We start from the raw sequence: 14,160 nt of genomic DNA on the forward strand, positions 1-14,160 counted from the left end.
ATAATAAAAAATGAAATTCAGTACCCTTTTTACCGCTTTGGTTTTTACTTTTTTAAGTTCCATTAGCTATGCCCAAAAATTAGAACTTGGTAAAGTGACAATCGAAGAACTTCAAGAAAAAGCACATTCGAAAGATTCATCAGCAGTTGCAGCCATTTTATTTGAAAAGGGTAAAGTTAGTTTTGAGTATTCTCAAGACTCTTGGTTTACTATGGTCACTGAAGTAAAAGTGCGTATCAAAATTTATAAAAAAGAAGGTTATGAATGGGCAAATCATAAAGTGAAATATTATAATGAAGGCGACGGTAAAGAGACGGTTAACTTTAATGATGCAGTCACCTATAATTTAATTGATGGTAAAATTGTAAAAACAAAATTAAAAAGTGAAGGAGAATTTGACGAAAAATTAAGTAGGTATTATGGTCAAAAAAAAATCACAATGCCCAATGTAAAAGAAGGTTCAGTTATTGAATTTCAATACACGATTAAATCGCCTAATTATGGCAGAATGAAAGATTGGAGTTTTCAATCCAGTATTCCGGTTAATTATTCTGAATTTAAGACTAACATTCCCGAATATTTTACCTACAATACAAATCAAAAAGGTTTTATTTTCCCTAAAATCACATCCGATATCGTAAGCAAAACAATTTCGCTTTCCTTTAAAGAGCGAAGTGGTGGCTCTGGATTATATGATTCACATGTCAAATCCTCAGTAGAGTATGTTACTGTGCAACTTTCGGAATATCGAACCACCTATTTAGCCGAAAATTTGCCAGCAATGAAGGAGGAATCCTATGTTAATAATATCGACAATTATGTATCCGCTGTTTCTCACGAATTAATAAGTACAAAGTTCCCAGAAAGTCCAATTAAAAATTATTCTACCAACTGGGAAACAGTTACAAAAAAAATCTATGAGGACGATGATTTTGGGCCAGAACTAAACAAAACGGGTTATTTCGAAGAAGATTTGAAATTGATAATTGCGAGTTTAACAGATCGTAACGAGAAAATTTATGCCATATTTAATTTTGTAAAATCAAAGATAAAATGGAATGATTTTACTGGTTATTCTTGCAATGACGGTGTAAAAACAGCCTACAAAAACAAAACAGGTAATGTAGCGGAAATTAATTTGATGTTAACAGCAATGTTACGATACGCAGGAATCGAAGCTAATCCAGTTTTAGTAAGTACTCGTTCAAACGGAATTGCTTTTTTTCCAAACCGTACAGCCTACAATTATGTAATTTCTGCTGTAGAAATTGAAAACGATTTAATATTACTAGATGCCACAGATCACTATTCATTTCCTAACGTTTTGCCGCTTCGAGATTTGAATTGGTTTGGAAGGCTAATACGAAAAGACGGCACTTCTTCGGAAGTAAACCTTATGCCAAAAACACAATCAAAAGAAGCGACAAATATTTCTGTAGTAGTTACTAAAGAAGGAATGGTAGAAGGGAAAATAAGACAGCAATTTTCAGATCAATTAGCATTGTCATTCAGACAAAATTATGTAGGTTTAACCAACGATAGTTATTTAGAGAAATTAGAACATAAAAATGGGAACATAGAAATAACAGACTATGTTCGAGAAAACGAATTAGATTTGTCCAATCCAGTTGTAGAAACCTATTCCTTTAAAGATTCTAAAAGTGTTGAGAAAATAGGAGATAAAATATACATATCGCCATTGTTTTTCTTAACGACAACTCAGAATCCATTCAAACAAGAAAAAAGAGAATATCCTATTGATTTTGGTTTTCCTACTCAAAATAAATTTAATATTAGTATTGAGATTCCAGAAGGCTACGCAGTTGAATCGCTACCAGCTGCTTCTAACGTTGTGGTCGCAGACAACATAGGGTCGTTTAAATACATTATAAAAAATTCAGGTAATAAAGTTCAAATAGGAATAACTATGGATATTAATGCTCCTATAGTTCAAACGGATTATTACGAGATAATTAAAGAATTTTTTCAAAATTGGATTGATAAAGAGAATGAGAAAATAGTACTTAAAAAAGTATAATTATGGATATTCAAAATGCCCAACTCCAAGTCGACAACTGGATAAAAACACACGGTGTTCGCTACTTTAACGAGCTGACTAATATGGCGCAACTTACTGAAGAAGTAGGCGAAGTAGCCCGAATAATTGCTCGTCGCTATGGAGAACAATCTGAAAAAGAATCAGATAAAAACAAAGATTTAGGGGAAGAACTCGCTGATGTGGTTTTCGTAGTATTGTGTCTCGCAAATCAAACTGGAATTAATTTGCAAGAAGCTTTCGATAAAAAAATGGATTTAAAATCTACTAGAGATAAAGACAGACATAAAAACAACGATAAGTTAAAATAACTTTGTGTCTTCTTTGTGAAACTTCGTGATATAAAAAAAATGAATTTAGAATTAAAACATTCAGTCTGCAATCTGCAATCCACACTTTCAATCACAGGTTCCAAATCTGAAACTAACAGATTGTTATTACTACAAGCTTTATATCCTAACATTACTATAGAAAACGCTTCAAATTCAGATGATTCTGAGGTAATGACAAAGGCACTTTCAGATGATTTGTCATTTCAACTAGCAGGAGAAATCGATATTCATCATGCTGGAACTGCTATGCGATTTCTTACAGCCTATTTTGCTCAAAAAGAAGGATCTGAAGTAGTATTGACAGGCTCAGGCAGAATGAAAGAAAGACCTATAAAAATTCTAGTAGATGCACTTCATCAACTAGGCGCAAAAATTGAATATGTCGAAAATGCAGGTTTTCCACCCATAAAAGTTACAGGTCAAAAAATCACTAAACACAAAGTGTCACTCAAAGCCGATGTAAGTAGTCAATATATTTCTGCTCTTTTGCTCATTGCCCCAAAACTCGAAAACGGATTAGAACTAACCCTTGAAGGTGAAATAACCTCCATTCCATACATCAAAATGACATTGGCATTGCTCAACGAAATTGAAGTTGAAACAAGTTTTGAAGAAAATACCATCAAAGTAAATCCCAAATCCCAAATCCCAAATCCCAAAACTCAAATCATTGAATCCGACTGGTCTTCAGCCTCCTACTATTATTCCATAATTGCATTATCAGAAATCGGAACAAAAATCACGCTGTCAAGTTACAAACAAAATAGCCTTCAAGGCGATTCCGCATTAGTTGAAATATACAAAAATTTCGGAGTAGAAACCATCTTGAATAGTAATAATACAATTTCAATATCAAAAATCAATACACATAACCCGAAACCCGAAACTCATAACCTAAACAACGCTCCAGACATTGCCCAAACCATTGCCGTGACTTGCTTCGGACTAGGAATAGGTTGCCATCTCACAGGACTTCATACCCTAAAAATCAAAGAAACCGATAGGCTAGAAGCCCTAAAAACAGAACTCACAAAACTAGGCGCAACTATTTCTGTAAGCAATAATTCTTTGACTTTAGAACCTTCGTTAAAAATTAATTCCGATATCAAAATAGCAACCTACCAAGACCACCGAATGGCAATGGCGTTTGCGCCACTAGCCTTAAAAACAGATATAATTATTGAAAATGCTGCCGTAGTTTCCAAATCATATCCTACATTTTGGCATGATTTAAGAAGCATAGGATTTCAAATAATTGAATAGTCGAACAATCAAATAATCAAACAATCGAACAATCTTTAAAAATAAATACCAAAACACTTGACAACGCCTATCTCACAATCGTATATTTGCACACGATTTAAAATTTAGTATAAAAGCCTAAATCTAAAATCTGAAATCTAAAATTCAAATATGAAACTATCTCATTTCCAGTTCAATCTACCAAACGAATTGTTAGCAGAATATCCAGCCGAAAATCGTGACGAGTCCCGTTTAATGGTTATCAATAGAAAAACACAAACTATCGAACACAAAATGTTCAAAGATGTTATCGATTATTTTGATGAAGGAGATGTGATGGTGCTTAACAATACTAAAGTTTTTCCAGCACGATTGTATGGAAACAAAGAAAAAACAGGAGCAAGAATCGAAGTTTTTTTATTAAGAGAACTAAACGAAGAGCAACGCCTTTGGGATGTGCTTGTGGATCCAGCACGAAAAATCCGTATCGGAAACAAACTCTATTTTGGTGACGACGACTCACTAGTAGCCGAAGTTATTGACAACACCACCTCACGTGGAAGAACCTTGCGTTTTCTTTACGACGGTTCCTATGAAGAATTCAGAGCAAAACTAGTCGAATTAGGAGAAACACCAATCCCAAAATACATCAATCGTGAAGTAACACCTGAAGATGCAGAACGTTACCAAACTATATATGCTAAAGAAGAAGGAGCAGTAGCGGCACCAACAGCAGGTTTGCACTTCTCGAAACACTTAATGAAACGTTTGGAAATCAAAGGAATAAACTATGCCGAAGTAACACTTCACGTAGGTTTAGGAACCTTCAATCCTGTAGAAGTAGAAGATCTTTCCAAGCACAAAATGGATTCTGAGGAACTAAAAATCACACAAGAAGCTTGCGATATCATCAACGAAGCAAAATCAAAAAAGAAAAGAATTTGTGCCGTAGGAACCACCACAATGCGAGCAATGGAAAGTTCGGTATCATCCGCCAGAACATTAAATCCATTTGATGGTTGGACAAACAAGTTTATATTTCCACCACACGATTTTAGTTTGGCAAACTGTATGATAACCAATTTTCACACCCCAAAATCAACATTATTAATGATGGTTTCCGCATTCTGTGGACACGATCTTATGAAAAAAGCCTACGAAGAAGCTGTAAAAGAAGAATATAAGTTCTACTCCTATGGTGACGCAATGTTAATCATATAAAAATGTCAGTCTGAGCTTGTCGAAGACCATTTTACATAAAATCTCATCCGCAACGATGAGATTTTTTTATGGCGTGACCCTCGTAGTTCCTCCTCAGGTCGGGCTATCCGCTGCAAGTCCTCGTTTCGTCGTTCCTCCTCACTGTGGGCTTTCCGCTACTATCCCTCACGCAGCGAACTGTTGAATCAACACCTCAAAATCACCATAGAACTTTGTGTCTTTGTCACTTTGAAAATTTCTCACTTTTAATTACTTTTACAGCTATAAATAACAAAAAATGAATTTCCAAAACACACTTCAATTCGCCCAGCAACTCGACACACAAGACGAATTGTCAAACTACCGAAATGAATTCATTTTCCCACAACACAACGGTAAAAACGTCATCTATTTTACAGGAAATTCCTTAGGATTGCAACCCAAATCCGCAAAAACCTACGTCGACGAAGTAATGTCCGATTGGGCAAATCTCGCTGTCGAAGGACATTTTTATTCCCAAAAACCTTGGTGGGATTACCACGAGCGATTCGCCAATCCATTAAGCAAAATAGTAGGAGCAAAACCATCCGAAGTAACCGTAATGAATACTTTAACAGTAAATCTACATTTGCTAATGGTGTCTTTTTACAGACCAACCCAAACCCGATACAAAATAATCTGCGAAGAAAAAGCATTTCCCTCAGACCAATATATGTTTCAATCTCAAGTTGCATTCCACGGATACAAACCTGAAGATGCCATTGTCGAGATTAAACGTCGAGATGGCGAACACAACATTCGATTAGAAGATATTTTAGCAAAAATAGAAGAAGTAGGAAGCGAACTAGCATTAGTACTAATTGGCGGAGTCAATTATTACACAGGACAAGTTTTCGACATCAAAACCATTACCCAAGCAGGGCACAAAGTAGGAGCAAAAGTAGGATGGGATCTTGCACATGCAGCAGGAAACATTCATCTAGAACTCCACGACTGGAATATAGATTTTGCCGCTTGGTGTAGTTACAAGTATATGAATTCAGGGCCAGGAAACGCTTCCGCTTGTTTCATTCACGAAAAACACCATACTAATTCCGAACTACCAAGATTTGCAGGCTGGTGGGGACACAACAAAGAGCGTCGTTTCAAAATGGAACAAGATTTCGATCCAGTTCAAGGTGCCGATGGTTGGCAAGTAAGCAATTTACCTATTCTGTCGCTAGCACCATATTTGGCATCAGTCGAAATGTTTGCCGAAGTGGGTATGGAAAAACTCATCCAAAAAAGAAACAAAATAACAGCCTATCTCGAATTCATTCTTCAAGAAATAGATAAAGAAATTTCTGGATCCGAATTCGAAATTATTACACCCAAAAACCAAGAAGAAAGAGCCTGTCAATTGTCTGTTTTCTTCCACGGTCAAGGACGAAGTTTGTTTGAATACTTAATGCAAAACGGCGTAGTTACCGACTGGCGTGAGCCCAATGTGATTCGTTTTGCACCAGTGCCATTGTATTGCTCATTTGAAGATATGTATAATTTTGGGCAAATATTGAAGAAAGGGATAACTCGATGATTCGATGATTCGATTTTTCGAACAATCAAATTATCATAAAAATAAAAGATACATAGATACAAAGACCTTGAAATATGGAAATTAAGCAGAAAATTTTGTAGTTCTATTTATAAAGTAACTTCTAAATTTCCAGAAGCAGAAAAATTTGGTTTAGTTAGTCAATTACGTAGAGCTTCTATTTCCGTTCCATCTAACATTGCAGAAGGTTCTGCAAAGTCATCAGATAAACATTTTTTAGTTTTTTTAGAAACTTCTTTAGGCTCGTGTTATGAAATGGAAACTCAATTATTAGTTTCAAATGATTTAGAATTTATTAATGATGAAACATTAGCTGATTTATTAAAATTATTGGAGACTAATATCCAAATGTTGTCTAAATTTATGTCTTATTTAAAAGGAAAATTATAAAATGGATAACTCGATTGTACGATAACTCGATGATTCGAAAAATCAAAAAATCGAAAAATCAATATAAAAAAATGACAAAAGAAGAAATCATACAAAATTTTGATCCATCACAACCAGGACTTGCTGATGCGACAATATTCGGGTTGCCATTTTCGGCGCAACAAAGTGAAATTATTATTATTCCTGTGCCCTGGGAAGTGACCGTGAGTTATGGTTCAGGAGCATCTGAAGGACCAAAAGCTATTTTGGAAGCCTCGTTTCAAGTCGATCTGCAACACCAAGAATTTTCAGAGCTTTGGAAACTTGGAATGTATTATGACGAAGCTCCAGAACATTGGGCAAAAGACTCTATTGCCTACAAAAAATTAGCCCAACCTATAATTGAAGCACTTGAAAATGGGGAAGATATGGAAAGTTTGCCATCACTACAATTTGACTTAAAAAAAATCAATGCTGCTTGTCGTGAATTGCATACGGAAGTTAAAGAGAAAGTTTTGTATTGGATAAACAAAGGTAAAAAAGTAGTGCTTATTGGTGGAGATCATTCCACACCACTTGGATATTATGAAGCACTAGCAACACAACACGATAATTTTGGAATTTTGCATTTAGATGCTCATATGGATTTGCGAATTGCTTATGAAGGGTTTACTTATTCTCATGCATCGATAATGTACAACGCATTGCAAATTCCTCAAATTTCAAAAATTGTTCAAGTTGGAATCCGAGATTTTTGCGAACAAGAAGTTGAAGTAGCACAATCCAACAGAGTGGTAGTTCATACAGATATGGATATGAAAGCCGAAACCTTTAATGGAAAAACGTGGCACCAACAATGTGACGAAATCATTGCAGCATTACCAGAAAAAGTTACTGTAAGTTTCGATATTGACGGAATGTATCAATGGTATTGCCCAAATACAGGAACCCCAGTTCCAGGAGGTTTTTCGTTCGAGCAAGCAACCTATTTGTTAAGTAAATTAGCAGCATCGGAAAAAGAAATTATTGGTTTTGACCTAGTCGAAGTTGCACCAGGCGATACCGATTGGGATGGAAATGTAGGTGCTAGAATGCTATTTCACATGTGTGGAATGTTGGCTAAAAATAACGGAATGAATGTGGGAGAGAAAATAAATTTTAAAAGAAAATAAACGCTATATTTTTTATAATTAAAGAAGGACTGGTATTGTATCGGTCTTTTTTTTATATTTGAATAAATCAATTCTAATCAAATGAAAAAGCTTAAAAAGATAGCCATAGCATTATTTTTTTTAATTGCAATAATAATAATTGCTACGATTGTCTATTTATTTTATACCAAACCCCAATACGAAGGAGAGCTTTTCATTAAAAATACATCTAAAGAAACCAATGTTTATTTTGACGAGTATGGAATTCCGCACATTTATGCTGAAAGCCAGCATGATGCAATGGTAATTTTAGGTTATGTTCACGCCCAAGACAGATTATGGCAAATGGAACTCATTCGTAGGGTGGCACCAGGTAAGCTTTCTGAAATATTTGGAACACGAGCCCTAAAAAACGACAAGTTTTTTATAGGTTTGGGTATCGATGAAAATTCTGAAAAAGCGATTACAGAATTAGATAAAAATGGGAAACCATATCAAATGGCGATGGCCTATTTAGATGGAATTAATCAATATTTAGAAGAAGGAAAAACACCAATTGAGTTTACAATACTTGGGGTAAAAAAAACGAAGTTTACCTTAAAAGATGTTTACAATACTTTTGGATATATGGCTTTTAGTTTTGCAATGGCTCAAAAAACAGATCCTTTGTTAACCGACATTCGCAATCAATTCGGAGAAGAATATTTAAAAGATTTTGGAGTTAATTATGAGTTCAATCCAACACGATTGAAAATTTCTAAAGAAAAAACACAACAATATATAGCAATTTCAAAATCAATAACGGAATTACTAGAAAACGCACCAGTTCCAACATTCATAGGAAGTAATAGCTGGGTTTTGTCGCCAAAAAAAACAAAAACTGGAAAGGTCCTGTTTAGTAACGATCCACATATTGAGTACTCACAACCAGGAACTTGGTATGAAGCGCATATATCTTGTCCTGATTATGAAATGTATGGATATTATATTGCAGGAACTCCCTTTCCGCTGTTAGGACACAATAGGAATTATGCTTACGGTTTAACAATGTTTGAAAATGACGATGCTGATTTTTTTCAAGAAGAAAACAATCCCAAAAATACAAATCAGTATAAAACTTCCTCTGGTTTTAACACCTATAAAGTTAGAACTGAAGCCATAAAAGTTAAGGATTCTACAACAGTAGAATTGATCGTTAAAGAAACACAACATGGCCCAATTATTAATGATTTGATTGCGGATTTTAAAACCCAAAAGCCAGTTTCTTTTTCTTGGATTTATACACAACAACCCAATAAAATTCTTGATGCGGTTTATGGACTGAGTCACTCCAAAAACATACTGGAATTTCAAACCGCTGTACAGCATATTGTTGCGCCAGGTTTGAATATTATGTATGGAGATGCACAAAACAACATTGCTTGGTTCACTTCTGGAAAACTATATAAACTAGAAAAAGGAGTAAATGCCAATTTTATTTTAAATGGAACAAATGGCATTGATGATAAAAAAGAATTTATGGATTTTTCTAAAAATCCTGTTGCAATAAATCCTACAACTAATTATGTTTATTCCTCGAATAATATGCCTGAAGCAATTAATGGGTATCATTATCCAGGATATTATTTGCCCGAAGACAGAGCCAGGAGAATTACCAGTTTGTTAGATGTCAAAAGCGACTGGGACAAGGAAGCCGTTGCTAAAATGCTAACCGATGATACATCACCTGTTTCGCTTGAAATTTTAAATAGTTTGCTGAAAGCAAATAGTAGAGTATTTACAAAACAAGAAAATGAAATCATCTCGATATTAAAAAAATGGAAAGGAAATCATTCTCTAAATGAAGTAGCACCAACGGTATTCAATAAATGGATTTATTTTTATTTAAAAAACACCTTTCAAGATGAAATGGGTAAAACTTCGTTTCTGCAGTTTTTAAAAACACATATTATGAAGCAAACTATTGCTTATCAGCTTAAGAATGTTAGTTCTCCATGGTGGGATGATATAACAACAAAAAATAAAAAAGAAACCCATAAAGAAATCCTACAAGCATCATTCAAACAAGCTATTTCGAGCTTGAATAGTCAGTTAGGAAACAATCCAAAAACTTGGACTTGGAACCGAGTGCATCAAGTTGAATACAAACATCCTTTAGGTAGCGTAGCTTTATTTAGACCTTTTTTTAATGTCGGTATTTTTGACATTGCAGGATCAAATGAAGTTATCAATAATACTATGTTTGATTATAGTAACAAGGAATACATTATTAAAGCAGGACCTTCAACACGACGAATTGTTGATTTTTCGGATATAGAAAACAGTTTAAGTGTTTTACCAACAGGAAATTCAGGAAATCCAATGAGCAAGCATTACAACGATCAAGCAAAAATGTATGTAGAAGGAAAGTTTAGAAAAATGAAAATAAATAAAGAAGGAGTCATCAAAACTTCAACCAAATTAATATTTCAACCAAATTGATTCATTTTTTTTATTTAAGTAAATAATTCGTGTAAATTTGCCTAATGCGAGGTAATAAAAAATTAATGCAAAAATCACAAAAAATCGCTATAGTTGGCTCTGGTTTGGTAGGTTCTTTACTTGCGATTTATCTCAAAAAAGAAGGTCATACGGTTCATATTTACGACAGAAGTCCAGATATTCGTACCATTAATTTTTCTGGTCGATCTATTAATTTAGCAATGTCACATCGAGGTTGGAAAGCCCTTGATGGTGCTGGTGTAGGCGATAAAGTTCGTGATGTTGCCATCGCTATGGAAAAACGTGCAATACATATAGGTGACAAACTCAATTTTCAGCATTACGGTTTGCAAGGCGAAAGTATCTACTCGATTTCGCGCGGTGTTTTAAATAGAAAAATGATTGATTTAGCTGAAGAAGCTGGAGTCGAATTCTTTTTTGAACAAAAAATCTGGGATATTACCCTTGCCGATGCTACTTTGCATATTGGCGAAACCGAAAGAGGAGAATGGGAAGAGTTAAAATACGATATGGTTTTTGGTGCCGATGGTGCTTTTTCCAGAATACGTCACCGAATGCAACGTCAAAGTATGTTCAACTATTCGCAAGAATTTTTAAATACAGGGTACAAAGAACTGCACATTCCTGCCAATGCTGACGGAAGTTACAAATTAGACAAGAATTCGTTGCACATTTGGCCACGAGGAAAATATATGCTCATTGCACTTCCTAATTTGGATGGAAGTTTTACTTGTACACTTTTTATGCCTTTTGAAGGGGAAAACTCTTTTGCATCCTTAAATAACAGACCAAAAGTAGAAGCGTTCTTCAAAGAAAATTTACCAGATACTATTGATGTAATTCCAGATTTAGCAGAAGATTTTTTCAATAATCCGACCAGTACATTGGTTACAATGAAGTGTTTTCCTTGGACTTATGAAGATAAAATTGCTTTAATTGGCGATGCTTGTCACGCTATTGTTCCGTTTTATGGACAAGGAATGAATGCTGGTTTTGAAGACATTACGATTTTGTATGAAATGATGCAAAAATATGGAAACGATTGGAAAATGATTTTTTCGGAATATCAAAAATCACGCAAACCAAATGCCGATGCCATTGCCGAACTTTCCTATAGAAATTTTATGGAAATGAGCACCAAAACTGCCGATCCAAAATTTATTTTACAAAAAAAAATAGAGAAACATTTTGCTGAAAAATATCCTACAAAATGGACTCCTTTGTATGATAGAGTTACTTTTTCTACTCGTCCTTATTCGGAAGCACTAGCCATAGGCGATTTTCAAGAAACAATAATGCAAGAAGTTTTGAAAATGGATAATATTGAGAATATTTGGGATAGTTTGGAAGTCGAAAACATTATTTTGGAAAATCTAAAATCTAAAATCTAAAATCTACTCTTCTCGATGCACTTTCATAAAGTCAAATGCTGGTTTGCAAATGGCAATATATTCGCACGTTTCATCAAATGGATTTGAATATTGAACTCTTGTATTGGCTTCAATTTTGATAGATTGACCAGCTTCAAGAATTATTATTTCATCATCAATTATAAACTGTTTTTTACCTGAAATTATAAATGTATATTCTTCAAATTCTGGAGTTTGAAAAGGTTCAGCCCAATGTGGCGGCGCAATCATATGTGCAATCGAAATATTAGGATTGTTTGTAGTTGCGTTTCCGTGGTGTTCTTTTATGATTTTACCATCAGTTGTTGGAACAATGAATGGTTTGTTTTGTAAGGTGTATTTTTTCATTTAATAAAAGTTGAATGCACAAATATAATAATCAATAGTTTAATCCAATTTTCAAATTGACAAATAAATATTATTTTTTGCTAATATAAATAAATCAAAATTTTAGAATTTTTAATTATCAAAAAATCATACCAAGAAAGTTTTATGTTTATCAGTTTGCTTTTTCAAGAATTAACTTTTGTCCTCATTCTAAAAATAAAATAAGCAATAATAGCCAGCCAAATCACCATAGTGTATTGGCTAAAAAATTTAATATTCCAAATATTGAAGCAAATGCACCACCAAAATGTTCTGCGGTACTTGCAATTAAAAGCAAGCCAATTGGAATTCCAAAATATCCAACCCAAAGTTCAAATTTTGGGTGTTTCATTAGAATACTTCCCAAACAAATTGTCCAAAATCCCATTGCAATAAATCCTAAATGTTCGCCTACACTCATTCCTGCATAGCGATTGAGCATTTCGTAAATGATTGTGATTGTTTTTTGACTTTTGGGATTATTGAAATAACTCTCTGTTAAAAAAAGGCATTACAAATATCCAACGCACAAACAAATGCACTGAAATATGGCTCTTGCCAAACCAAAACCAGCAAATAAATGCAATGCTGTTTTATTTTTTTGTTTGAAACAACACTTTTTGTAAAACAATCGTTAGCGGAATAAAAAGCAACGATGATAATAGAAAAATGTAATATCCAAAGACAATAATCGTTTGATTTTCTCTAAAAAGTGCAAAAGCGTTGGCTGCTGGTTAACGCAAAATATCAGGAAAATTGAAGTTTGAACCTAAAATAATTACTGGAGCAGTCACTGTAATCATCATTACAAGCAATAAAAAAATTGCAAAATTTTGGAGTTTATTTGGAGTTTTCATAATTGTTATTTTAAAATTTGTTTTAATCCTTCCTCAATTGTTGTTGGTTTTACTTTAAAAGCATTTTCAAACTTTGTGCTTTTGAAATCATAATCATTTTCATATTGATATAATAATTCTTTACTTTCTTTAATTGGCGGAATGAACCAACTTAAAATAGTAATCATAAATCTGGAAACCACTTGAATTTTTGCTGATTTTCCAGTAATGTCTGCTATTTTTTGGACTAATTCATTGGCTGTATAGGCTTTGTCTGTTGGCAAATGCCATACTTGGTTGTAGGCACTATTTCGGTTACCAAGCAATGCAATTGCTTTTGCGGCATCAGAAACCAGTGTTAACGAATGTTTTTTGTTTGCATCAAGAAACCAATTGGCTTTTTTGCCTTCTTGAATTCTTTTGATAACTTGTTCGTTAAACATACTGTTTTTGACATCTTTGCCATAAAAATCTGCGGAGCGTGCAACAATAATGTTTATTTCATTTTTTTTTATTTCATTATTAATCAAAATTGCAATTTCAGTTCGGACTAAGCCTTTTTTACTTGCTATTTTTAAAGGTGCATCTTCGTTTAAATCTTCGAAATCTTCGGGATCATACATATAAACGTTATCCAAAAAAACCAATGGCACTTTATGAATTTTACAACCTTTGATTACATTTTCGACAATTTTCAAGAAATCACGTTCCCAAATTTTTGTATTGTATGGTAATCCGACAACCAAATAGGCAATATCCATATTTTTTAATGCGTTTTCTGTTTGAATCGCATCTAATAAATCGCCCGATATAAGATTATCATCAGTGTTTACCTTTTTAGGATTTCTAGAAAAAAGTGTAATATTTTCGGTATATGATTTTAATTCTTTTGCTAATGCATTTCCTACACTTCCGCCAGCACCAAGAATAATTTGATTGTTTCTCATAATAAATTAGGTTTAATAAAAAAATGCTGGTTTAACTTGTTAAAGACTTAACCTTTATAAAATAGTACTACCAGCATTTTCAACAAAACAAAAATGAATCGTTATGTTTAAAAAAAAACAGGCTTATTTAAAGATTCCCAAAAAAATCAATCAAAA

General features: G+C 33.7%; 12 protein-coding genes and 1 pseudogene. 9 read left to right on the forward strand and 4 right to left on the reverse strand.

Annotation, left to right across the window (positions count from 1 at the left end; all coding sequences use genetic code 11):
* Positions 1-10: 10 nt before the first annotated feature.
* The 9 genes from RMO70_RS08230 to RMO70_RS08270 all read left to right on the forward strand — a co-directional run bounded on the left by RMO70_RS08230 (position 11) and on the right by RMO70_RS08270 (position 11,837).
* Positions 11-2,038 (forward strand): DUF3857 and transglutaminase domain-containing protein, encoded by a 2,028-nt coding sequence (locus RMO70_RS08230; RefSeq protein WP_310555949.1) that lies wholly within the window; start codon positions 11-13, stop codon positions 2,036-2,038.
* Between the two features lie 2 nt (positions 2,039-2,040).
* Positions 2,041-2,367 carry a nucleotide pyrophosphohydrolase gene (locus RMO70_RS08235; protein ID WP_310555950.1) on the forward strand — a complete coding sequence of 109 codons (327 nt, stop codon included), beginning with the start codon at positions 2,041-2,043 and terminating at the stop codon, positions 2,365-2,367.
* Between the two features lie 39 nt (positions 2,368-2,406).
* Positions 2,407-3,651 carry a 3-phosphoshikimate 1-carboxyvinyltransferase gene (gene aroA, locus RMO70_RS08240; RefSeq protein ID WP_310555951.1) on the forward strand — a complete coding sequence of 415 codons (1,245 nt, stop codon included), beginning with the start codon at positions 2,407-2,409 and terminating at the stop codon, positions 3,649-3,651.
* A gap of 150 nt (positions 3,652-3,801) precedes the next feature.
* Positions 3,802-4,851: a tRNA preQ1(34) S-adenosylmethionine ribosyltransferase-isomerase QueA gene (queA, locus tag RMO70_RS08245; protein WP_310555952.1), complete on the forward strand. Its 1,050-nt coding sequence runs from the start codon at positions 3,802-3,804 to the stop codon at positions 4,849-4,851.
* Positions 4,852-5,128: 277 nt separating this feature from the next.
* Positions 5,129-6,406 carry a kynureninase gene (kynU, locus tag RMO70_RS08250; RefSeq protein WP_310555953.1) on the forward strand — a complete coding sequence of 426 codons (1,278 nt, stop codon included), beginning with the start codon at positions 5,129-5,131 and terminating at the stop codon, positions 6,404-6,406.
* Between the two features lie 72 nt (positions 6,407-6,478).
* A complete protein-coding gene (locus RMO70_RS08255) occupies positions 6,479-6,814 on the forward strand; it encodes a four helix bundle protein (RefSeq protein ID WP_310555994.1) in 336 nt (111 codons plus the stop codon).
* 71 nt (positions 6,815-6,885) lie between these two features.
* On the forward strand, positions 6,886-7,965 hold the full coding sequence (locus RMO70_RS08260) for an agmatinase family protein (RefSeq protein ID WP_310555954.1): 1,080 nt from the start codon (positions 6,886-6,888) through the stop codon (positions 7,963-7,965).
* A gap of 81 nt (positions 7,966-8,046) precedes the next feature.
* On the forward strand, positions 8,047-10,425 hold the full coding sequence (locus RMO70_RS08265) for a penicillin acylase family protein (protein WP_310555955.1): 2,379 nt from the start codon (positions 8,047-8,049) through the stop codon (positions 10,423-10,425).
* A 65-nt stretch (positions 10,426-10,490) separates the two neighbouring features.
* On the forward strand, positions 10,491-11,837 hold the full coding sequence (locus RMO70_RS08270; protein ID WP_310555956.1) for an NAD(P)/FAD-dependent oxidoreductase: 1,347 nt from the start codon (positions 10,491-10,493) through the stop codon (positions 11,835-11,837).
* A gap of 3 nt (positions 11,838-11,840) precedes the next feature.
* Here RMO70_RS08270 and RMO70_RS08275 read toward each other — a convergent pair whose 3' ends face one another.
* From RMO70_RS08275 to RMO70_RS08290, 4 genes and pseudogenes are all read right to left on the reverse strand, one after another.
* Complete coding sequence (locus tag RMO70_RS08275) at positions 11,841-12,203, reverse strand: cupin domain-containing protein (RefSeq protein ID WP_310555957.1); 363 nt, start codon at positions 12,201-12,203, stop codon at positions 11,841-11,843.
* Positions 12,204-12,426: 223 nt separating this feature from the next.
* A pseudogene (locus RMO70_RS08280) lies at positions 12,427-12,696 on the reverse strand (hypothetical protein); the annotation flags it as partial.
* Between the two features lie 259 nt (positions 12,697-12,955).
* On the reverse strand, positions 12,956-13,078 hold the full coding sequence (locus RMO70_RS08285) for a hypothetical protein (protein ID WP_310555958.1): 123 nt from the start codon (positions 13,076-13,078) through the stop codon (positions 12,956-12,958).
* A gap of 5 nt (positions 13,079-13,083) precedes the next feature.
* Positions 13,084-14,004, reverse strand: coding sequence for an NAD-dependent epimerase/dehydratase family protein (locus RMO70_RS08290; RefSeq protein WP_310555959.1), 921 nt, complete (start codon positions 14,002-14,004; stop codon positions 13,084-13,086).
* Between the last annotated feature and the right edge of the window lie 156 nt (positions 14,005-14,160).

The organism is Flavobacterium sp., from assembly GCF_031422135.1.
Taxonomy (GTDB): Bacteria; Bacteroidota; Bacteroidia; order Flavobacteriales; family Flavobacteriaceae; genus Flavobacterium.